Annotated in this window: 20 protein-coding genes; 12 read left to right on the forward strand and 8 right to left on the reverse strand. The window is 41.8% G+C overall.

Annotated elements, in window-relative coordinates:
• Positions 1-72: 72 nt before the first annotated feature.
• Complete coding sequence (gpmA, locus tag G7092_RS03900) at positions 73-762, reverse strand: 2,3-diphosphoglycerate-dependent phosphoglycerate mutase (protein WP_166086382.1); 690 nt, start codon at positions 760-762, stop codon at positions 73-75.
• Between the two features lie 103 nt (positions 763-865).
• On the opposite strand from gpmA, the gene G7092_RS03905 reads away from it, so the two are divergent.
• Positions 866-1456 (forward strand): acetate uptake transporter, encoded by a 591-nt coding sequence (locus G7092_RS03905; RefSeq protein ID WP_166086384.1) that lies wholly within the window; start codon positions 866-868, stop codon positions 1454-1456.
• A gap of 36 nt (positions 1457-1492) precedes the next feature.
• Positions 1493-1876 carry an SRPBCC domain-containing protein gene (locus G7092_RS03910; RefSeq protein WP_166086386.1) on the forward strand — a complete coding sequence of 128 codons (384 nt, stop codon included), beginning with the start codon at positions 1493-1495 and terminating at the stop codon, positions 1874-1876.
• A gap of 120 nt (positions 1877-1996) precedes the next feature.
• Here G7092_RS03910 and G7092_RS03915 read toward each other — a convergent pair whose 3' ends face one another.
• From G7092_RS03915 to G7092_RS03935, 5 genes are all read right to left on the reverse strand, one after another.
• The gene (locus G7092_RS03915) at positions 1997-3373 is read right to left on the reverse strand and encodes a DUF6089 family protein (protein ID WP_166086389.1); all 1377 of its coding nucleotides are present in this window, start codon (positions 3371-3373) and stop codon (positions 1997-1999) included.
• Between the two features lie 461 nt (positions 3374-3834).
• Positions 3835-4665 (reverse strand): maleylpyruvate isomerase N-terminal domain-containing protein, encoded by an 831-nt coding sequence (locus G7092_RS03920; RefSeq protein ID WP_235953771.1) that lies wholly within the window; start codon positions 4663-4665, stop codon positions 3835-3837.
• Positions 4666-4747: 82 nt separating this feature from the next.
• Entirely contained in the window at positions 4748-5176 is a 429-nt protein-coding gene (locus G7092_RS03925) for an OsmC family protein (protein ID WP_166086393.1), read from the reverse strand.
• Between the two features lie 91 nt (positions 5177-5267).
• Positions 5268-5684: a DUF3052 family protein gene (locus G7092_RS03930; RefSeq protein ID WP_166086395.1), complete on the reverse strand. Its 417-nt coding sequence runs from the start codon at positions 5682-5684 to the stop codon at positions 5268-5270.
• A 371-nt stretch (positions 5685-6055) separates the two neighbouring features.
• Positions 6056-6493 carry a DinB family protein gene (locus G7092_RS03935; protein WP_166086397.1) on the reverse strand — a complete coding sequence of 146 codons (438 nt, stop codon included), beginning with the start codon at positions 6491-6493 and terminating at the stop codon, positions 6056-6058.
• Positions 6494-6577: 84 nt separating this feature from the next.
• Here G7092_RS03935 and G7092_RS03940 point away from each other — a divergent pair, with 84 nt between their 5' ends.
• From G7092_RS03940 to G7092_RS03960, 5 genes are all read left to right on the forward strand, one after another.
• A complete protein-coding gene (locus G7092_RS03940) occupies positions 6578-7816 on the forward strand; it encodes a nucleoside recognition domain-containing protein (protein WP_166086399.1) in 1239 nt (412 codons plus the stop codon).
• A 284-nt stretch (positions 7817-8100) separates the two neighbouring features.
• Positions 8101-12198, forward strand: coding sequence for a PKD domain-containing protein (locus G7092_RS30875; RefSeq protein ID WP_166086401.1), 4098 nt, complete (start codon positions 8101-8103; stop codon positions 12196-12198).
• A gap of 3 nt (positions 12199-12201) precedes the next feature.
• A complete protein-coding gene (locus G7092_RS03950) occupies positions 12202-13239 on the forward strand; it encodes a PorP/SprF family type IX secretion system membrane protein (RefSeq protein WP_166086403.1) in 1038 nt (345 codons plus the stop codon).
• 232 nt (positions 13240-13471) lie between these two features.
• The gene (locus G7092_RS03955) at positions 13472-14104 is read left to right on the forward strand and encodes an RNA polymerase sigma factor (RefSeq protein ID WP_166086405.1); all 633 of its coding nucleotides are present in this window, start codon (positions 13472-13474) and stop codon (positions 14102-14104) included.
• Positions 14101-15423, forward strand: coding sequence for a hypothetical protein (locus G7092_RS03960; protein ID WP_166086407.1), 1323 nt, complete (start codon positions 14101-14103; stop codon positions 15421-15423). Before G7092_RS03955 ends, G7092_RS03960 begins: the two co-directional genes overlap by 4 nt.
• A gap of 159 nt (positions 15424-15582) precedes the next feature.
• Here G7092_RS03960 and G7092_RS03965 read toward each other — a convergent pair whose 3' ends face one another.
• Both G7092_RS03965 and G7092_RS03970 read right to left on the reverse strand, forming a co-directional pair.
• A complete protein-coding gene (locus G7092_RS03965; RefSeq protein ID WP_166086408.1) occupies positions 15583-16251 on the reverse strand; it encodes an NAD-dependent epimerase/dehydratase family protein in 669 nt (222 codons plus the stop codon).
• 1 nt (position 16252) lies between these two features.
• The gene (locus G7092_RS03970) at positions 16253-16822 is read right to left on the reverse strand and encodes a TetR/AcrR family transcriptional regulator (RefSeq protein WP_166086410.1); all 570 of its coding nucleotides are present in this window, start codon (positions 16820-16822) and stop codon (positions 16253-16255) included.
• 239 nt (positions 16823-17061) lie between these two features.
• Between G7092_RS03970 and G7092_RS03975 the strand changes: the two genes are divergently transcribed.
• The 5 genes from G7092_RS03975 to G7092_RS03995 all read left to right on the forward strand — a co-directional run bounded on the left by G7092_RS03975 (position 17062) and on the right by G7092_RS03995 (position 23399).
• Positions 17062-17886 carry a glycosyltransferase family 2 protein gene (locus G7092_RS03975; RefSeq protein WP_166086412.1) on the forward strand — a complete coding sequence of 275 codons (825 nt, stop codon included), beginning with the start codon at positions 17062-17064 and terminating at the stop codon, positions 17884-17886.
• A 15-nt stretch (positions 17887-17901) separates the two neighbouring features.
• Positions 17902-19317 (forward strand): oligosaccharide flippase family protein, encoded by a 1416-nt coding sequence (locus tag G7092_RS03980; RefSeq protein WP_166086414.1) that lies wholly within the window; start codon positions 17902-17904, stop codon positions 19315-19317.
• 379 nt (positions 19318-19696) lie between these two features.
• A complete protein-coding gene (locus G7092_RS03985) occupies positions 19697-21364 on the forward strand; it encodes a hypothetical protein (RefSeq protein ID WP_166086416.1) in 1668 nt (555 codons plus the stop codon).
• The gene (locus G7092_RS03990) at positions 21361-22329 is read left to right on the forward strand and encodes a glycosyltransferase family 2 protein (protein ID WP_166086419.1); all 969 of its coding nucleotides are present in this window, start codon (positions 21361-21363) and stop codon (positions 22327-22329) included. The genes G7092_RS03985 and G7092_RS03990 overlap by 4 nt, the downstream gene beginning before the upstream one ends.
• Positions 22326-23399 (forward strand): glycosyltransferase family 4 protein, encoded by a 1074-nt coding sequence (locus G7092_RS03995; protein ID WP_166086421.1) that lies wholly within the window; start codon positions 22326-22328, stop codon positions 23397-23399. Before G7092_RS03990 ends, G7092_RS03995 begins: the two co-directional genes overlap by 4 nt.

The following is a 23399-nucleotide window of genomic DNA, read 5'->3' on the forward strand; positions in this document are numbered from 1 at the left end:
TGATATAAGTTAAAGGGGGAATTATCAAAGCATTAGCCAAGTATATTCCCCCTTTAGGGGGTTAGGGGGCCCTTACTCCAGGTAATAGTGTTTTATCCTGTTCAATCCCTCATCAAGCTCATATACCAAAGGAGTAGCAGTAGGTATTTCGAGATTACTGACTTCTTCATCGCTCAATAAATCGATATATTTTACTAAGGAACGCAAGCTATTTCCATGGGCAACGATCACTACTTTTTGATTACGTCGCATGGCTTTTACGATACGCTCATTCCAGAAAGGCAAAACACGATCCATGGTTTCGCTTAAGTTTTCAGTGAGAGGTAGTTCTCGTTCCGTGAGTCCTTTATACCGCAGATCGTGCCCCGGGTAACGGGGATCCTCTTTGGTAATAGCAGGTGGATACTCATTAGGATCGCGGCGCCATTTATGGACCTGATCCGGTCCGTATTGAGTAATAGCTTCATCTTTATTCATCCCCTGTAGAGCACCATAAAAGCGCTCGTTTAATCGCCATGATTTTTCAACCGGTATCCAAAGGTGGTCTAATTCCTCTAAAATAAAATGCAGGGTTTTAATGGATCGTTTAAGAAAAGATGTAAAGCCAACATCAAAATTATAGCCATTTTTTTTGAGAATGTTGCCTGCATTTCGGGCCTGTATATATCCATTTTCCGAAAGGTCGACATCTTCCCAGCCGGTAAAGCGGTTTTCTAAATTCCAGGCACTTTCGCCGTGACGTATCAATACTAATTTCTGCATAGGTAAATACTTAACGCAAAAGTACCCCTTGAGTTGTAAAAATTTGCTTAATATTTATAAATCAGTTAGATTGCAGTGAACCAATTAAAAAATCTAACCTATTATGATTCCTACAACACCTGTAACTGTTAAAGATGGCATTGCCAACCCTGCTCCTCTGGGCCTTTGCGCCTTTGGTATGACCACCGTATTATTAAACATTCACAATGCTGGTTTTTTTGAAATGAACACTATGATACTGGCTATGGGTATATTTTATGGCGGATTGGCACAGGTAATAGCTGGTGTAATTGAAGCCAAAAAGAATAATACTTTTGGTTTAACCGCTTTTACCTCTTATGGATTCTTTTGGCTGTCGTTAGTAGGTTTAATAGTGATGCCTAAATTAGGTTGGGGCGCAGCACCATCAGAAGGTGCCATGTGTGCCTATTTAAGCATTTGGGGAATATTCACGCTATTATTGTTTTTTGGAACCTTGAAACTAAATCGTGCATTACAGTTTGTATTTGCTTCGTTAACCATATTATTCTTTCTGCTGGTTGCCGGTGATGCTACTGGTAATAGTAGTATAAAGCACCTGGCTGGATATGAAGGTATAATTTGCGGTGCATCTGCCATATATACCGGTATTGCCAATGTGTTGAATGAAGTGTACGGCAAAGTAGTATTACCAGTTGGCCCTGTTAATGTTTAATTTAAAAGCTAAAAATAATTCTGCTAAATTGCGCAGGTGAAAGATTTTAAAAAATATTACAGCATACCGGCCACCCCCGAAGAGATTTATATGGCCCTAACCAATCCTATCACCATAGAATTATGGACGGGTGAAGCAGCCGAAATGTCAACCGAGCCAGGCTCTGAATTTTCCATGTGGGATGGTAGTATTACCGGAAAAAACCTGGAGTTTGAACTAAACAAAAAAATTGTGCAGCAATGGTATTTTGAAGGAGAATCTGATAATTCCATCGTAACCATTAAGCTACATCCTGATAAAAAAGGATCGTCTGTTGAATTAAGGCATACCAACATTCCTGATAGTGATTTTGATGATATGGTTGATGGCTGGAACAATAGTTATTTTGGAGGCCTGATTGATTTTTTTGAAGGAGAATAAAAGTTTTGACGATAAGCTTTGGATAAAAAAGGTTGATCAGAATATATCATAAAACAACAAAGCCGCTCATTTGAGCGGCTTTGTTGTTTTAGAAATTGTGTCTAAACTGAAATCCAACTATTAATATAGTGTGAATTCAACTCTGCGGTTTGCCTGACGGCCAGCAGCTGTTTTGTTAGATGCAATTGGTTGTGATTGACCATAACCTGTAGCCTCAATACGTGATGCATTAGCACCTTTGCTTACTAAGTAAGATTTGATTGATTCTGCACGGTCTTTTGATAATCTCATGTTTAGATCTTTAGAACCTGTGTTATCAGTATGGCCTGCTAATTTTAAGCTGAAGTTTTTCTCGATCAGTAAGTTGGCAACTCTGTCTAAGCTTGGTAATGAGTGCTCACGGATGGTTGATTTACCTAAATCAAATTCCAGATTTTTGATCGCATCCTTAACCACTTTTCTGTCTTCTTCAGTTACAACAATAACCGGTTTAGCTAATGGACAACCAGAACCATCTACTTTAGTACCAGAAGGTGTGTTTGGACATTTATCATTAATATCCAGTACTCCATCGCCATCACTATCAGTTGTTAATTTGGCAAGGTTAGCATTAGTAGTGTTCAAATCATTTCTTAACTGGTCGTTTTTAGCTTTTTCTGCATCAATTTCTTGTTGTAATGCAGTTTTGGTTTGTTGATTTTCCCATAAGTACTCCTTACGCATTGATGATACAGGGTTGTGTGTTGCCATTTGAGGTTTTTTACGGCTACCCAAAGCAAATTCTAAACCTATGTGTGCATAAGAAAATCTGTCATTAGTTGATCCATAATTGTAACCGTCAAAATTGTCAGATTGTACAAAGTTAACCTGGTAACCTAAGTCAAGATTTACACCTGGGGCAATATCAAATTTCAAACCAAGACCCAATGGGATGTAGATTTCGTTAATAGACGCCTTACCATCGGTCCTGAAGTTGGTTTCCTGGCCACCAGGAGTAGTGATCTTTGGTGTATAATTCATAGTACCGGCACCAACGGTTAAATAAGGTTGGATAAATGGTTTGTCATGACGCCAGTTGATGTTAGCCAGGGTAATGTTGGCGCTCAATCCAGCTGACCAGTTAATGTTGGTAGTGAATGAACTGTAAGCAGGTTTTCCTGTTGCATCTGGTTGGCTGTTGTTACCTTTTACTTTACCGCGCAAGAAATCTGCTTGTAAACCTAATGAAGGTAAAAACTGGTATTTGATATAGGCACCATACCCAAGTTGTTCGGTTGGATTTTTAAAATCCTGTCTTCCGTTAGTACCAAAAATAGTGTAAGGGGTTAACATGCCTCCGTGAACACCCACAGACCATGTACGGAAATTATTGCCGCCTGAAAAAGGCTTTACGTAATCATAGCTTGATGCTGTTGTGTCAGGTGACTGGGCAAATAATTTACCACCTACCATAAGTGCTGTTAAAAGCAGCGTGGTTTTTTTTAAATTTGATTTCATATCGTTGTGTTTAATTAGCGGTTTACTGTTCAATAAACCATATCCCCCTTAGGCAACATTAATGCCAGCAGGTTTTTTCTACAACATATGTTCAGGATAAAATTTAGCTATAGTTTTAAAACTAAGTGTTAAAATTTAAGTATAAATGGCTGATAGAACCTGTTTTAAGCAATGATAAAGGATACGAAAGAAACCCGTGTTTTAACGGGTAACAATTACGATTTCCTGAATTTTTGTACCAAATAGTTAATGAGTTAAAAACAGTACAGTCTGTATTAAAAAACTTATTTTTGTATATATTAATCTATACAATAGTTAATTATAAAGGTATTGTTCATAACAGGGTGAAAATGTTGAAGATGAAATTTGGATGAAATTTCGTTCGTATGGGGATTTTTAACTATTATTTAAAATCTAAAACCAATATATATAATATATATTATTATATGTAATATATATGGTTAGGCCATCACAGCAATCGTATCAAATATTTTCTCTCCTAATTGTCTATTACCCGCTAGTATGGAATTTTGTATTCCAATTTCAGGTGTAATGGCCTTAGTGAAAAGTTTCCAGGCAATATCTGGCTTGATGATTACTTTGCTATCAGCAACTTTGTTATTTTTAGTGACAAAGCCCCACTTATCCCTACCTTTTTGAAGATACCAGTTGCCGCCGGCTTCACTTTCTATGGCTATTTCAATTAAAGTGTTATCTGGTGCCTGCACATTGCGATAAGTATGTGGTAAAGCATACATAAAAGTGGCTATGCACGGATAAAAGAGTTCACGGTGCATAATGCCCGGTTTGTTTACTGCATCGCGTATTTGTTGTTGATGGTGCCATTTTTCGGTGTACTCCCTGGCTATATGGAACCAATTGGCAGATTGCTCCTCTCCTGCCCAGGCCACTGCGTATTTAGCAACGCCAAATGTGTCTAACAAGGCTAATTCATCTGTAAATTGTGTCCCTGTTGTTTCAAGTAGCTGTATGAGCAGATCGGGACTTACCTGTTTCATAGCCTTTACCCAGATCGCATTCTGCTCATTCAGAAAATTAACCAGATCCTGGTAACTATTGATCATTGGCGGTGTATCTCCAGTGAATGATTGTCGCGAGGAGATAGTACGCACGTTGCCATGCAAAAGATGAGCAGCAATATCTTTTACCGTCCAAAGTTTGGCTACAGTAGGCCTGCTCCAATCATCGGGTGATAAAGATTTAAGTAATTCAATAAGCAGTTGATCCAGTACCGGAAAAAGATGTATGGTTGGTAAAGGTACAGGGTTCATAATTGATAAGTTTATAGTTGATGGTTCATAGTTCATAGCAGCTGCATCCTGAGTCCATGAACCATCAACTATGAACTATCAACTAAGCAGAATGTACAAAAACTTTTGACTTAATCTCGGCGCCTGCCTTACCTAAGGTGGCGGCTACAGAGCAATATTTAGTTAACGACAGTTCAACGGCGCGGGCGGCCTTATCCTCGTCAATATCACCGTATAAATGAAATTCAATTTCAATATCCTCCCATAATGAGGGCTCTTTGCCTGCCTCACGTTCGCCGTTAACCACCATTTTATAATCCTTTACTTCCTGGCGTTGTTTTTTCAGGATGCTGATCACATCAATGGCCGAACAACCTGCAAGGCCCATCAAAAGTATCTGCATTGGGCGAACACCAAAATTATCACCACCGGTCTCAGGGCTGCTATCCATTTTTACGGTATGGCCGTAGGCATCAACCGCTTCAAACCCAAAATCACCATGTACACGTTTAAGTTCTATTTTATTAGGCATATTGAATATATTGTAAGGCTAAGTTAGGTATTTACGCCCGCTTAATAAAGTACTCCGGAGATGCTTTATATGGTTTTTTATAAAAATGATCTTAAGTTGATGTTTGCCTGTCTTTTACGGGTATTACTAATTTTAAACCCGACCATGTTTCATCCACCGAGCAAATTTTAATATCAACCAGCCCGCTTTTAAGAGCGGTACCTCTCACCAGGTCTTCGGTTACATCGGTTATTACTTTTGATGCTTTTTTGGGCCATGAAACCCATATCATACCATCCGGTTTTATCTGTCCCTTCAGCAACGGTAACCTGATCAGTAACTCATCTTTATTCAAAGTAAAAAAGTGTATAAAATCTTTTTGCAGAACCGGTGTATCATCAAAATATAGCTCTGGGGGCAGGTCGGTAAACAAGCCCATGTAATAATCGGGGGCATTGATCAGTTTAATTCTGAATCCTGGTTTGATGCCCAGTTTTTTTGCCAGTGGTGTTCCTGAATATCCTGTCATGATACCATTTGATTTAGGTGCGGTTTTAACATTTCGCGTAATTACTGCTTAGTTTATTTACGGTCAAAAACTTTTTAAACCTTTAATTTTAACACTTTTCTGCTCAAAAACGGATGAAAACTGGTCGAAAACCACTCAAAAAACATCGATTTTAACACTTTTTAACAAATTTAACGCGATTTTAAGCGGTTTTTAAAACTTTAAAAAGTATTAATTTATTGAGTGTCAAATAACTAAATCAAAAACAGTCGATTTTTGCCCTGTTTTCCTCCTTAACAAAGCAGCCCGGTTTTCCTTTTTAATCAGAAAAACCGGGCTGCTTTATTACCTATAAAGATACGAAAAATTTGCCCTAATTTATAAATGTTCTGTTATGACGTGATCTGTTTTAGGTGATGCTTTAAATGCTCCACATAATCATTAGCCAGCCAGGTTACCGTTTGCAGGTTGGGTTCCAGCTTGCTGTTATCGCAGCGGACGTCTACCCTGTCTAACGGATAGTTTTTTAGTACGCTAATGATCTGTTTGTTCAATAAAGTCCACAGATCTGTCAGGTCTTTAATATCAGCACTCTGGTAAGCTTGTGCTGTTACCCAGGCATCCTGCTCATAGGTGAGCCTGAAGTTTTCTTCGTAAGTGCAGCGTATAAACCGTTGCAGGTTAATCTGCGCGCTATCGATCAAATGACCCAGAATTTCTTTCTTTGACCACTTGCCGGATGCTGGCCTGGTTTCCCAATCAATTGCCTGCGATTTTATATCCTGAAACTCATTCAGGATAGTGTTTAATTCTTCTACAACGTGGTTCATTTTGTTTTAATCAAATAGTATTTAAAGATTGTTATTTCATATTAAATAACAAAACCATTAACTTCAAAGCCTTAAACATAGCTGATGGTCCTTAATTATATCTGGATAGCCTTTTTTTTGATAGCCTTTGTGGTTGCCTTTATCAAACTGGTGTTTTTTGGTGATGCAGAAGCATTTAAGTTATTGGTTGATGGTATATTCAGCTCGTCCAAATCATCGGTAATGGACATCGCTTTGCCTCTGGTTGGTGCAATGGCTTTTTGGCTGGGCATACTCAATATTGGTGAAAAAGCAGGTGCTATTAATTTTCTTTCGCGCATTGTAGGGCCATTCTTCAGCCGACTTTTTCCTGAAGTGCCGCGCGACCATCCCGCTACCGGTCAAATGCTCATGAACTTTTCGGCCAATTTACTAGGACTTGATAATGCCGCCACCCCACTAGGTTTAAAAGCTATGGGCAGCCTGCAGGAGTTAAACCCGGATAAAGAGTCGGCCTCTAATGCCCAGATCATGTTCCTGGTGCTGCACACCTCAGGTTTGCAATTATTACCGGTTACCATTATAGCCCAGCGGGCCATATTAAATGCGGCCAACCCTACCGATGTATTTATCCCTTGTATTATTGCCACTTATGTAGCCACTGTGGTTGGTTTGCTTGTAGTGGCTGTTAAACAGAAAATAAACCTGCTTGATAGGGTAATTATTGCCTGGCTTGGTGGTTTAACCGTTTTTATAACCTTGTTGGTTTGGTGCTTTACGCATTACTTAACTAAAGGGCAAATTAGTGCGGTATCCAACATCGGCAGCAATTTTTTGCTGTTTACTATACCAGTAATGTTTATTCTGGGCGGTCTGATTAAAAAGGTCAATGTGTTTGATGCTTTTATTGAGGGCGCCAAAAGTGGATTTGAAACTTCGGTAAAAATAATACCTTACCTGGTAGCCATGCTGGTAGGCATCAGCGTTTTTAGAAGCTGTGGCGCGCTGGATTATATGAACGACGGTTTGCGCTGGATATGTACGCAATTTAACTTAAACACACGTTTTGTAGATGCCATGCCCGTGGCTTATATGAAACCCCTGAGCGGATCGGGTTCCAAAGCCATGATGATCAATACTATGCAAACTTTTGGCGTGGATAGCTTTGCGGGGCGGTTAGGCTGCATATTCAACGGTTCGGCAGACACCACTTTCTATATAGTAGCGCTGTACTTTGGTTCTGTAGGTATTAAAAGATCGCGGTATGCCATCCCCGCAGGCCTCATAGCCGATTTTGCCGGTATCATTGCAGCTATATTGGTGGCCTACTTGTTTTTTGGTTAACAATTTTATTTTTAGCGATTTATAAAATTTTCTAACAGATTAATTTCCCATCATATTCTTATCTTTTTTTGTAACTAACAGGCAAAATATTCCGTATAAGAGTGCGAATTCGGCAATCATAGTAACCTGCATTATGATTGCTGCAATTGGTTGATAATTGTTTTACCCCCAAATTCACCTTATAGGACGGTGAGTTAAGAAGCATTTGATCATTGTGAAACCAATTTTTAATGAACATAAAGTATACTAAAAAATCATTTTTTTTAGCACTTCTCTGTCTACTTGTGTCATCAGCTGCAGCTCAATCTATTAACGTTGGTAATGTTGATGCGGGACCTTATGGTCCGGGTTCAACCATTACCATACCTATAAAGTTGAGCAATACTTCTGGCTGTTTTGCTGCCAATAATGTATTTAATCTTTATCTGTCAGATGCTAACGGCAATTTTGGTGCTCAACAACTAATAGGCACCATCAGCGGTTTTTATGCCACGTTTGTGAATGGTATTATCCCTGCCGGAACACCATCCGGAACGGGATATAAATTACAAGTAGTCTCCACCGCGCCGGCTATCACCAGCGCTGCATCATCAGCATTTAGCATTAATAACTCGGCAGGAGTAGTTGCTGCGGTAAGTTCCCAGATCATTAATCCGCAATATCCGGAAGTATTCGGTACATGTAATGGCACACCGAATACCACCACCAGATATACTTTTTTAAATCAGTCCACCTCCGGAGCATCAGTTACCGCTTCCTTTTTTAATGATCTGGCACAAACAGCCGAAGGTGGCACGGTTACCGTTTCGCCCAGTGCCGCTTTTGATGCCCAGGCGGCAAACTATACGGTAACGGTTAAAGCGGTAAATGGCGGTATTGTGGGTACAAAATCCTATTTGCTGATGAACAACGTAGCCAATAGCGGACTTGGCGCAACGGGTATCACCTCTGTATGTCTTTCAAACGGCAGCGGCGAGCTCACCTTTAATGCCGATATCACCTCACCCCAAACCGGATTGCAGAATAATTACCCGGGACATACCTATAAAGTAACCTGGGGCGATGGCGCCAGCAGTACCTTTACACTTTGTGAGATCATAGCACAAGGCGGTAAACTTGTGCATACTTACAACGCATCATCGTGCGGTAGTATTTTTAATAATATCAAGAATGTTTTTGGGGTCGATCTGCAGCTTACCAGTGTTTACTGCGGCGATATTGGTACCCCGGCAACCAAGTATGCACAGGTGCTTGCACCACCTGTAAATAAATTTTCAAATGTTGATGCAGGTTGCGTAAATGTACCTGTAACATTTGCCAATACCTCGTATCCCGGGCAGTCGGCCAGCACCACTACCACCTCGGCCAGTTGTATTAATACCGATGCAAAATATTCGTGGTATGTTGATGATATATTACAAGTTCAAAATTATGGGGCTACCCAACCTTTTGTTTACACTTTTACCACAACAGGTGTGCACACTGTAAAACTGGTTTTGCAAAATACGGCAGGTATTTGCGGAGCCGCGGATGTTATCAGGACTATCTGTATTCAAAACCCGCCAAAACCGATATTTAATTTCCCGGTGAAAGCCGGTTGCGGGCCATTAACTTTAATACCCGACAATACATCGGTAATTGATGCCAATTGCGATAACACCAATAATTACCAGTGGATAACCGCAGGTCCGGCAGCGGTTACTTATGCAGATAATACTACCGCTAATAGTCAGCAACCGCACATGGTTTTTGGTACGGCAGGTGTTTATCGTGTTAACCTTATTATTAATACCAAAAGCTGCGGTCCGGTTTTGGGTACCGAACAAAGCATTACGGTTGATGCCGCGCCAACGGCCCAATTATCGGCAGATGCATCTGTGTGCGGTATTAACCAAACGCTTAATTTTAATACTGATGCGGGTATTACCCATACGGTTTTAGGCGGTATAGGCGAACTTAAACCAGATTCGTACACCTGGACAGTAAGTGGTGGAGCGTTTGATTTTGCAGGTGGCACAACTGCCAATTCCCAGTATCCGCAGATAGTGTTTCATGACGCCGCAACTTATACGGTTAGTGTGGCGGTAAAAAACGGATGCGGTGCGCCGGCTACCGCTACACAGCATCTTACTTTCCAGGTATCCCCAACTATCAGTGCCGGTAATCCTTTTACGGTTTGCGCCGGATCAGATATCAACCTTACAGGAACCATTCCCAGCGGTTCTGTAACCGGGCAACAATGGACGGGTGGTACAGGCACTTTTAGTAACCCTAATGCATTGGTTACTACCTATACCCCATCTGCTGCTGATAGAGCAGCGGGCAAAGTTACTTTTTCATTAACAGGTACCACCTCATTAACGCCGCCTTGCGATAAGGTGGTTAGCACGGTTACCATTACTATTCAACCACAAACGGTTATTACCAGTGCTCCAGTTATTAATAATCAATGTTCAGGAACAGCACTTAATTATCATATACTCTCTACACCCAGCGGTAATTATAACTGGACAATTGATCCCACTAAAACATCGCCATCGGTTACCGGTTATGCAAGCGGAAGCGGTACAGTTATCAATGATGTGCTCACCAATAGCGACCCATCAAATTTTGCTATAGTGACTTACATAGTACAGGCTATTGGTGGCAACTGTAACGGCGATCCTTTTACCTTAACTGTTCATGTTTTACCGGCACATCTTACAGCTGGCTTTACGGCCAGTGTAGCCGAAGGCTGCGGAGCTTTAACCGTTCAGTTTACCAATACATCAGTACCGCTCAGCGGGAGCTTTACCTGGGATTTTGGCGATGGCAATACCTCAACCGAAGTTAGCCCTTCACATCAATTTACACCAGGTACTGATGGCAAGGATAAAATTTATACAGTAAATTTGCAGTTACTCAACTCCTGTGGCAATAACATAAATGCTACACCCGTACAGATCACGGTGCACCCGGCAGCACCGGTTGCGCTTATTCTTCCAAGTCCGCTAAGTGGTTGTTCGCCATTTACGGTGACCGTTCAAAATGCCTCACCGGGTAATAATAAAAACTACACTTATCACTTATATGACCCAGCCACGCAGCAGGATGTCCTGCCTGCAATAACGCATACAGATAAAACCCCGGCAGTTTTTACTGTCACTTCATCGTTAGCCAAATTGTACAAGTTATATATGGTAGCCGAAGACATTTGTGGTAACACCACAAAAAGTATAGAATGGCCCATTTCGGTATCGCCGCCTGATTTTGTGGCAAAAACCTTTGTGACTGATAATAACAATACAGGCTGCGTTCCTTTCGCTACCAGTTTTGTAAACGCCTCAACCGGTGGCGATACGTTTACTTATAATATATATGACCCCGCTGGTAATGTTACCCACATAACTGCAGGTGGTTTAGGCAGCACGCTTCCTTATACTTTTAGCCAGGCAGGTGTTTTTCATGTTTCTATAACAGCTACCAATAGCTGTTCGTCTATCGAGTCGGATAAGGTAACTGTAACCGTAAATCCGCTGCCATTACCCGCTTTCTCTGCCAATGTTACCACAGGTTGTAAAACGCTGTTAGTCAATTTTACTAACGGAACGCAAGCACCGGATGGTAATTCAAACGCAAGTTCATACCAGTACGATTGGGATTTTGGCGATGGCAGTGCGCACGCATTTGAGCAAAATCCAGCTCCGCATTTGTACCGGTTTAGTAATACACCGTTTACCGTTACGCTGATGGTGACCAACCCGGTAACCGGATGTACTACCACTGCTGTTAAAAATAGTTATATCACCGTAAATCCGCCACCCTTTACCGCCTTTGGAGTGAAACCAGATACCACCATCAGTATACCCAATTACAGGTTTTCATTTGTTGATCAGACCACCAATGGCCCCGAGAGATGGCTTTGGTATTTTGGCGACGGGCAAACCTCCAGCAATCGAAACCCTACACATACCTACGCCGATACGGGTACCTATTCGGTAACATTAACAACCTACCGGGGCGACTGCGATAGTGTTATTGTGCACAAAGTTCACATTACGGGTATTCCTGGTCAGCTTTACTTGCCAAATGCCTTTATGCCAACCAGCGGTTCAACGGAGCTTCAAAAATTTATAGCCAAAGGTTCCGGCATCAAAAAATGGCACCTGCAGGTATTTAATAACTACGGGCAGCTGATGTGGGAAACCGATAAACTAACCGATCCGAAAGGTACGCCGGTAGACGGTGATGGCTGGGATGGAACATTCAGAGGGGCGCCTGTACAGCAGGGTGTTTATATATGGCAGGCTTCGGCAACATTTATAAACGGCACAGAATGGAAAGGCATGAGCTATAATAACTCCCTGCCCAAACGCACGGGTACTATAAATTTAATACGATAGCAGATGCGCAATCCCTTAAAAAAAGCTATTCTATTTTTCGCAGCGCTGCTAACAGGCCTGGTAACCTTTGCCCAGGATCATATGTATTCGCAGTTTTTTAATTCGCCGGTTTATCTTAACCCGGCATTGAACGGTCAGTTCCCCGGCGACCTGCGTATGAACCTCATTTACCGTAACCAGTATACATCGGTACCGGGTGGTTTTAATTACCTTACCGCCTCGATCGACTATAATATTCCCCGGTTTGGTGGTGGCGTAGGCTTATTGTTTACCCGTGGCAGCGAAGGCGCTGCCGGCCTTGTTAAAAATAATATAGCAGGTATTTATTCTTATAGCGTAGGTTCAGATGATTTTGTATTATCGTTTGGTTTACAGGCGGGTATTACCAATCGTTCTGTCAATTATAGTAAGCTGATATTCAGCGATCAGATCGACCCGCAATTTGGCTATATACCCGGCGCTCCTACCGCAGCAGAACCACCGCTTTTTGACAACCGATACTATTTTGATGCCGGTGCGGGTATCAACCTGGTGGTGGGTGATTTTAATATCGGGGGCGCTTTACAACATATTAACCGGCCAAATGAGTCATTTACCGGTATTCCGGCCAAATTACCCATGAGGGGCACGGCGCATGCCAGTTACCGGCTTGACCTGAACCCCTATGCCAACCTGGATGAAGACGAAAAATCATTCCTGATTCCTTCCGTTATCTTATACAAACAAGCCAGTGCACAATCTATCAATGCCGGCATGCAGTTTAAGCGGAAAAGTATTAACGCGGGCCTGTGGTATCGCACCGGCGGATCGGCAGGGCCAAGCGCCGTAGTACTCTCGCTGATATTCGACATATTCATCCACCACGACGGCGGCGAAAAGCTGCGTTTAGGTGTAAGTCATGATGCTCCTTTCGGTGGGCTAAATTACAGCAACACCAGCGGATCATCAGAGGGAAGTATCGGGTATGAAACTACGCTCCCATCCCGCTCGGATGCCTACCGTAAATTTGAGGGATCACGGCGCTGTTATGATTTTTATTGAGCGGGTATTCATTTTAATCATGTGGTCCATTTTTGGCGTAATTGCAGGCTAACTATACTGGCTTTTAGTATCTTTATTGCCAAAATCTTTCCTTGGGTTTAGCGATTTTTATTGATGATGTGTTTTTTTTGAAAAAAAATGAATTGTGCAGGCAACCTTTTCATATCGGGCTACGTGATAACTATAAAAATGATAAATAATAGTACAATTTAACCCCATTTGAACCCCTTATATGGGAGAAGCGGAACTACAACAACTTATTGCGGGCTGCTTGCAGCAAAGCCGAAAGGATCAGAAAATGCTTTATAAGGCATTTTACGGCTTTGCTATGAGCATATGTTTGCGATATGCCGGTAACCGTTATGAAGCTGCGGAGATCATGAATCAGGGTTTTTTAAAAGTATTCACTAATTTGCACAAATATGATACGGGGCGCCCGTTCATTGCCTGGGTTGGCCGTATTATGATGAATACTTCGGTTGATTATTACAGGAGCAACCTGAAACTATCGCTCAATGATGATCTGGATGCTGCCGAAGATATAGGTCATGATGAACTACCCGACCAGAAACTAAATTATGATGATCTGCTGGGCATGATACAGCAGCTGCCAAATGCTTACCGTACCGTATTTAACTTGTTTGCTATTGAAGGTTTCTCGCACGAAGAAATAGCAGCCCAGTTAGGCATCAGCACAGGTACATCAAAATCAAACCTATTTAAAGCGCGGGAAAAACTAAAAACAATGGTACTTAACTCCGGCCGTTTGCCGGACAGTGGTTCTGAAGATATACGGCATAAAATTATTGCCATAGGTGCGATGAGCGTTGGACTATCACACTTGATTGAATTAATATTGCGATGAAAGGGAAAAACGAAAATAAATTAGATCAGCTGTTCAAAGACGGGTTATCCGGCTCTGAAGATCATTTTGCTTTTCGTGAGGAGGATTGGGCTTCTATGGAGCGCCTGCTGGATAATAAACCCAGCAAAAAGGCGGTCATCAGGAGGATAATTTATTACTCGGCAGCAATAGCAGCTATTTTACTGCTGGCTGTAGGCTTGTTCTTCTTTAACAGGAACGATAAAGAAAAGAATGAATTGGCAGTTAAACCAAAAATAAAAACAGGTACACAGTTACCTGTCCAAAAAGATAATGGCCAAAATAACCAGTCTGTAAAAGACTCTGTTAAGCATACTAACCCGGATAATGAAAACCTGGTTAAGAATAATGTAAACAGCGGCAAGAACGAAGCGGGATCAGCCTTGGGTGTAACTCCGGGTAAGCGTAATCAGCAAAATAATATACCGGTGAATCAAAATCCGATAAATCCGAATGTACCGAATAATAAAACCATAAAGGATAGTGCCGATAAAAACAAGGCGGTTGTTCCTCCGGTAGATAATACCAACAATGTGGTAGATCCTACAAAGGTAGCCGCTACAAACACGCAAAAACAAAATGACCTGGCTGCCAATACAACTAATCCCAGCCAAGCAGATACTGCTGGTAGTAAAACAGCGCCGGTGCAACAGGTTAAAAAAGATAAACCCTCTCTTAAACCGATACTGAGAACCGGGCCACGCTTTACGCTGGCCATAATGGCTGCACCTGATCTGAACGCCGTTAATTCGTTTAACCGGAACCAGGTGGGTACAAACTTTGGGGTGCAGTTAGGCATCCACTTGTCTAAAAAATTGAGCATATCAACCGGTGCATCATATGCGGTTAAGCCTTATCAGGCCACCGGCAGTCAATATAACTCCATAGCCTGGCAAGGGCGACCAAGTAATGATCTTCCGGATTATGTAACAGCTAATTGTAAAGTGTTGGATATACCCTTGAATCTGAATTATCAATTCTATGCCAAGGGCAGAAACAAGTTTGCTATAGGCAGCGGTTTGTCATCCTACATTATGCTGCGCGAGAATTATCATTTTTCGTTTGCCGATGGCTCGAAACCATCCTATGATGTTCAGGTTGATGGGCGTAACCAGCATTGGTTGGGTGTATTGAATTTAAACGCTACGTACGAACGCAGGATCAACTCCAAGTTCAGTACTATTATACAGCCTTATATGAAACTCCCGGTTACAGGTATCGGTGTTGGCCGGGTTGACCTCCGGTCGACAGGTGTGGCGGTTGGCGTAAGCTGGAATATTAATCCGTTCAGGCCTAAGTAAAAGAGGATTAAAAGCTGTCATGCTGAGCTCCGTCGAAGCATGGTGGGCAGGCCTCTGCGCGCGAGTCTTCGACGGAGCTCAGACTGACAGGCCCTACGCATTTATGTCATCGAGGAACGACGAAGCAATGACATATTTTATATATAAAGAATAAAAATTTTACCGGTTTTTAGCCAGCAAAATAATGTCTTTTCCTTCTATAACCTGCTTATCGTAACCATTTTCGGTAATATTAATCATGGCATGGGCTAACTCCTGCAACGTAACAAAGCCAGCAGGATACAAGGCCCTGCCAATAGGGAACAGCCAGTTGATGTATTTATAAAAATTATGTGTGTTCGACAAGCCTTTTATCGGTTTGATAAAGCCAGGGCGAAAGGCAAATACTTGCTTGAAAGGAAGCTTCATCAAGTCGTTCTCGGTTTTTCCTTTAACAGCCGCCCAACCTTTACCCTTTTCCTTGCTGTCGGTTCCGGCTCCGGAAATATAACAAAAGGTCATACCTGGGTTGAGTTTGCTCAAGATTTCGCCTACGTGCATGGTTAGCGTGTAGGTTAATCTGAAATATTCGTCGGCTTTTATCCCTACGGATGATACCCCTAAACAAAAATAGCAGGCATTATAACCCGATAATTCATTTTCAATAGCCGAAAAACCAAAAAAATCACGGTGTATGACCTCCTTAAGCTTGGGATGTGTAACTCCCATGCTTTTTCGGTTGATCAGCAGCACGGCTTCCACATTGGGATGCTGTAAACATTCATGCATCACCCCCTCGCCCACCATTCCGGTGGCCCCGGTTATAATCACTCTTAATTTTGCTTTCATATTATGCGGGGTTGATTAACATAGACCAGGTGAGATCAAATGCTTCGTTAATGATTTGTTCCTTTTTGTCGGCGCATAGATCGCACTTCACCAGGAACTCGTACATCCCGTTGATCTGGCTCCAGGCAAGCGTGGCGATCAGCTCGGTTGGTAGATTTTTAAATATTCCGGCCTGTACAGCACCCTCCAAAAGTTGCGTGTGCTGCCGGGAATGTTTGGCTATATCCTCGGCAGGAACCAAAGCCAGATGCGGCGAAAAATGGAATTGTTGGAGAAAAAAGAACTCTTCCGGACGTGTAACTCCCCATTTTAATGAGTACACAAACATATTCCTGAACTTATCCTTAAAAGTTTCGCCCTGGTTAATCTTTTCAAACAGGTAGGTGTTCAGCTCCTCTTTTGTTTGGTTGTAAAGGGCCACTACCAGCTCGTCCTTGGTGTTAAAATAATGAAACAGCGTACCATTTGACACACCGGCTTCACTGGCTATTTTACTGGTAGGCGTACCATGAAAACCATATTGTACAAACAACTTTAGAGCTGTTGAAAGAATTGAGGCTGACTTATCCATATATAAACTGACTAATCACTCTACAAATGTATCCAAAATTAAGCTCCTGCAAACTATTTCTTTGATTAACAGGGTCAAGATCATAAAATATTAAAATAAAAAGACAATTCCTGATTCTTCGGGCAACCCTTTGCCACAAAGCAACGATATATTAATAGACGCCTATGCTAGAGCCTGCAGGTGTATACAGGTTAGGTTTATTGCGTTGTGAAAGCTTGCTCATTTTTAATTATCTGCACATGGTACCAGTTTCAGTTGTGATCATCACCAAAAACGAAGCCGAAATGATAGGCCGCAGCATGAAGATGCTCAGGCAGCTAACCGACGATATTGTTGTGATTGATAACGATAGTACCGATCATACCGTTGATATTTCGGTAGAGAACGGTTGCCGGGTTTATCAGAAAAGCTGGGACGGCTATGGAGCCAATAAAAACAAAGGTATCGCACTTGCGCGGTATAACTGGATATTGAGTATTGATGCCGACGAAATTCCTGATTCGGCCCTGCTTACATCTATCAATCAATTGAAGCTAGACGATTGCGACACCGTTTATGATATACCTTTTAAAGCTTATTACGGCAACAAACCCATCAACTTTGGCAACTGGGGCCGCGATCATCATATCCGGTTATTTAACCGTACCAGGGTTAAATGGTCCGAACCACCAGTGCATGAAACCTTGGTTATGCCGCAAAACATGCGTATTCAAAAGTTGAGCGGTCATTTGCACCACTATTCGGTTAAAAACGTACAGGAACACGAAACCAAGATTGTTCATTACGCCCAACTGAGTGCTTTAAAATATCTGCAAAGCGGCAAAAAAGCCAGCCTGGTAAAATTATACCTTGCCCCTTTGTTTCATTTTGTAAAAGCTTATGTATTTTTATTAGGTTTTTTAGATGGCAAAGAAGGCTGGAACATTGCCCGGATGGCCTTTAAAAACACCTGGTTAAAATATTATTACCTGCATAAAGCCAAACGGAATCCCATTCAAAAGAAAAACTTTTATGAAGCACCTGTTATGGCATACGAATTTAAAGCCAATGCCCATACCGAATAAAGCAGGGCACCGCACATGAAAAAAAGGCTGATCCAAAATCTTTCGGCCAATACACTACAATTGGTCATTAACCAATTGTTTGGGGTATTGATGTTTTATGTGCTCTCAGTAAATCTATCAAAAGATAATTTCGGCCTCATCAACCTGGCGCTTACCGTAGTATTTACCGCGTTCAATATACTTTCTTTTGGTATCGATCAAACGGTAGTTAAAAAAGTAGCCCATGGCGATGATGCCCGTGGTGTACTATCCATCTATATATTCCATGTAGTTTTTACCGGGATCTTATTTTATGGGATCCTGTTATTGGGTAAACTATTTTTTACAGGTGATACCTTACTTTACCGGCTTATTTTATTTGTAGGTGCAGGCAAGCTCATGATCTTCTTTTCCACTCCACTGAAACAGGTATCCGGAGGGATGGAGCGATTTAAGCTGCAAGCTTATATGCTGGTGGTATCAAATATAGTAAGGGGCAGCGCTTTGGTGGTATTGGCAGTAACACATTTGCTAAGTATTAACCATATTTTATGGATATTTATAGCTGGTGATACATTGGAGTTTTTATTCAGCGTTTACCTGTTCAAAAGATATATTGGCATATTCATCGCACCCCGGTGGAATAAAGCAGAATACGGTTTGTTGGTCAAACAATCCTTGCCGCAGGTGGGTGTTGTTCTGATCACTTCGGCGCTGGCCAGGTTCGATTGGCTGTTCATTGGCTTTATGGTATCGGCTATAAAACTGGCCGAATATAGTTTCGCCTACAAAGTATTTGAGATATCTACCCTGCCCCTGCTGGCTATAGCGCCCTTATTGATACCCAGGTTTACCCAATTGTTTAAAGATGAAAGCTATACTGGCGATAACCTGAAACTGTTAATTAGGGTGGAGATGATTATCGCCACTTTTACGGCTTTGCTGTTAAACATGTGCTGGAATCCGCTTATTGATCAGATTACCGGGGGGAAATATGGCGCTGTAAACAACAGTACTATTTTTATCCTGTCGTTATGCCTGCCGTTCATATACCTCATGAACTTTTTCTGGACGATATATTTTGTACAAAACCGTTTAAAAATGATCCTGCAGGTTTTCCTGGTTACCTTTGGTGTAAATGTTATAGGCGATCTTGTGCTGATACCCTTTTTTAAAAATGAAGGTGCGGCGATTGCTTTCCTGGCATCATGCGTTGTACAGGCTGTTTTATTCAGCTCAAAAAATAAACTCAGCGAATTGAATGGCAGTCTGCTTGTTTTATTAAAATGCACCGCCTGCGCACTTATCAGTGGCATATTGGCTAAATTTCTATTCCAAAACTTCTGGCTGGCTTTACTAGTCTCGGTGTTTTTTTACTTTATGGCTTTAGCAATTATCCGCCAGATCAAAATTGCAGAGTATAAAAATTTCCGTAAAATATTGGGTAAATAGGTCAGGGTGCTCCGTAGCAAGAGTAAACATATCTAAATAAGCAAAGATGAAAATAGGAGGCTCCTTTGGAGCCATAATATTTCTCCATTTTACTATAAACAGGGTGCTCCTATGGAGCTATGTTTATTCAAGCTCCGTAGGAGCATCCTGTTTATAGTTCGTATTATATTAAGTGTTTTGGCTCCGAAGGTGCCTCCTGCATCACCATTTTTATTATTCATGACTATGCATATTTTCGCGTATGAACTGGCGCATTCCTACAAAAAGTCTTGATACTTGATACTCACTACTTAATACTAATCACCCAATTCTTTTTTTAAAATCCACCCAGGCAACCAATCCCATTTTCAGGTCGTAATGATTATAAAGAAACCGGAGAATGTTGACCAGAGCAGTGGCTTTTTATAGGGATAAAATAAAAGATAAGGTGGATTGGAAACTCCTCATCTTTTTGCTTTTGTTTTTAAATGTAAAGCTGGCCATAAAAATCCCGGTTATTATATTGATGAGCTTGTGGCAGTTCAATTTTAAATTCGGGTTCCGGTTTAAAAATTCCCGTTTGCCGCTTTTTTATCCGCTGATTATAGTCATCGTTTTAGTCGATTGGATCATTTATAAGGGCTATGTCAATGGTCATTATAACATCCTGTTAATTACCGGTATTGGTTTTTGGTTGTTGTGCATATTGGCTATACACCAGGTTAAACTGGCTGTTGATAATAATCCGGCCGAAGTAGTACATCAAACCATAACAATTTTCTTTGTTATCAATAGCCTGATATCGGTATTAACGCTTGCTGTTATCATCCTAAAAACCCATGCAATCAACCCCTATACTTACCAGGGGCAATATCAAAAATACTTTATCAATACCGGCGATTACATCAGGGGGATAGCATTTGATACTTCCATTACTAACTCCGTATTAAGCGCTTTTGGCGTAATTTATTTTCTCACCAGGAAAAACGCCGCGATGCTGCTGGTTTGCATGGCTGTTTTACTGCTTACGGCAAGCAATTTTGTAAACCTGGCTTTACTACCCATATTACTATTGCTGTTTATTTTTAAAACAGACCGGTATCAAAAAAGCCTTGTAGTTATCTGTCTGGTTTTTCTGGTTGTTTTTATGGCAAAAATATCGCCGCAGAATAATGAGTATGCTACCCAAACGCTCATTCATTTATTTAAGAAAGATAAGCCTTTGCCTATAGTTACTGCACCTGTGAACCCGATGGCCAACTGGCGTATCACCGATCGGCCCAACAATACCCTCACGCTCGAAGAACGCAAACAAAAGATAGCCACCTTATATCTTGACAGCGTAGGTAAAATTCTGGATTCGATACGAGCAAGCAGACGACCGGACTATGTAAAAAATGTTTTCCTGGCCGATGGCGGACGTATAGCCATTACCCAGCCCAATCTTAATGATGAGTATTACCAATACAAAAAAGAAACACCGGTTGAACTATTTCAGCTGATTGGTTTTATAAAATCGCACAAAACGGCTTTGCCGATGTCTGGAAGCGGAGAGTATACTTATTCTATGCCAGGAAAAGCTATGGGTTTTTTGCAGACTGTTTCTTTTTTTCGCACTCATTTAGGTAAGATTTTTACAGGAACGGGTATAGGCAACTTCTCGTCTAAGCTGGCTTACCGGGCCGTGGGAGCTGGTTTTGCCGGTGGGTATCCTGCTGCTTACGATTATATTAATCACGATTTTTTGGTTAACCACCTGGATCTGTACCTCTATTTCTATAGTAAACAAACAAGTTTTCACTCCATCAGCAATAGCACATACTCTGTTTATGACCAATTATTGGCAGAATATGGCCTGCTGGGTCTTGCCTTATTTTTAATCTGTTATATAGGTTTTTTTGCGAAACATTATAAAAAGCTCACTTACGGCTTACCCATATTGTTTTTGATGCTGGCTGTTTTGTTAACAGATTACTGGTTTGAGCAATTATCAGTGCTGGTGTTTTTTGAGCTGTTGTTGTTGCTCAATATCAAGGAAAATCAAACCGTTAACCCAATTCTCCCATGAATTTTGACACACCTCAAATAACGGTTTTAATGCCTGCCTATAATGCAGGTAAATACATAGCCGATGCTATCCGGTCGGTACTGGAACAATCATTTATCGATTTTGAATTGCTGATTGTTAATGATGGCTCTACAGATGATACCGCTGATGTGATCAACTCCTTTACCGATCCCCGCATAGTGATGATACACCAGGATAACAAAGGTGTATCACTAGCCCTGAATACCGGGTTAAAATACGCCCGTGCCCCTTATATAGCCCGGTTTGATGCCGATGATGTGTGCCATCCGGAGCGCTTACAATTACAGTATGATTTTATGGTCAACAATCCCGATTACAGCATTATAGGCTCCGCTGCCGACTATATGGATATGGAGGGGACTTATCTTTTTACCTCCACCCCACCGGCAACCAGTAGTGAAGATATTCAGGAGCTGGCATCCTGGGTTTGCCCGTTTATGCACCCTACCGTGTTCTATAAAAAAGAGGTGATTGTAAAAGCAGGCGGTTATAATGAATATGCTTATACGTATGAGGATCATTTTTTATGGGTAAGTATCCTGAAAGATCAGAAGGCCTGCAACTTCCCGCAGGCGCTGATCAAGCACAGGCTAAACCCGGAATCCATCACCATCGACGAAAAATGGCGGCCGCGAAAATTTCTCAAAATAAAATACAGCACCCTCAAAAGCAGGGTTGTTACCGCTGATGAAGGCGCCCAGCTAACCGCCATGGGCCAAAAACAGCAACTGCGCCGGGTTAAGCACGGTGCCTATTATGCCTTGTGTGCCAAAAAGTTATTGGTTAACAATTATCATCCGCAAAAGGCAAGGGTTCATGTAGCCAAGGCCATTAGCGTATCGCCTTTACGGTTGGACAATTACCTGTTATATACCATCAGCTTTTTGCCCGAAAAATTCATTATGTGGTTGCATAAATTAAATTCAGGGAGGCTGGCACAATGATCAAAGTAGCATTTATAACCAGGTCTACTATATATACCGTACCCGGCGGCGATACTATCCAGGCAGTACAAACGGCGCGTCACTTAACAGAAATGGGCATTACGGCCGATATCAGGCTGGCTAATGAAAGTATCCATTACAATCATTACGACCTCCTACATTTCTTTAATCTTACCCGCCCGGCCGATATTTTGTACCATAGCCAAAAGGCCGGTAAGCCTTACGTGGTATCAACCATTTTGTGCAACTATGGCGAGTATGATAAATACCACCGCAAAGGCATGGGCAGGCTACTGCGCTACCTGTCGACTGATACAATCGAGTATCTTAAATCCATAGCGCGTTACCTGCTGGGGCGCGATAGTCTGGCGAGTTTATCTTATACCTGGCTTGGTCAGCGTAAGAGCATCAAGAACATATTGAGCCGGGCGGCCATGATACTGCCCAATTCAGAGTCGGAATATAACCGGGTGATCGAATCCTACGAACGCAAGGTAAAACACTTGGTGGTACCCAACGGTGCCGACCAGAATATGTTCCAGTACGACCCGGAGATTAAAAAGGATGAGAAGCTGGTGATATGCGCCGCTCGAATTGAGGGTATTAAAAATCAGTTAAACCTGATACGGGCATTAAACAACACCCCCTACCGCTTATTGCTCATCGGCACACATGCCCCCAATCAACTGGCGTATTATCAGGAATGCCGTGAAATAGCCGCCGAAAACGTAGGTTTTATCGATCATATCCCCCAGCAGGAACTGGTAAAATATTATCGCCGGGCCAAAGTACATATCCTGCCAAGCTGGTTTGAAACTACCGGACTAAGCTCGATTGAAGCCGCACTGATGGGTTGTAATATCGTTACCAGTGATAAAGGTGATGTACGCGAGTATTTTGCCGACGACGCTTTTTATTGCGACCCATCATCGCCCGAAAGTATACTGGCTGCTGTTGAAAAGGCCAGCACAACCCCTTATAATGAAAACTTAAGGCACCGCATATTAAAACAATACACCTGGAAACAGGCGGCATCACAAACATTAAAAGCATATCAATCAGTATTATAG

It is taken from the genome of Mucilaginibacter inviolabilis (assembly GCF_011089895.1).
GTDB classification, from domain to species: domain Bacteria; phylum Bacteroidota; class Bacteroidia; order Sphingobacteriales; family Sphingobacteriaceae; genus Mucilaginibacter; species Mucilaginibacter inviolabilis.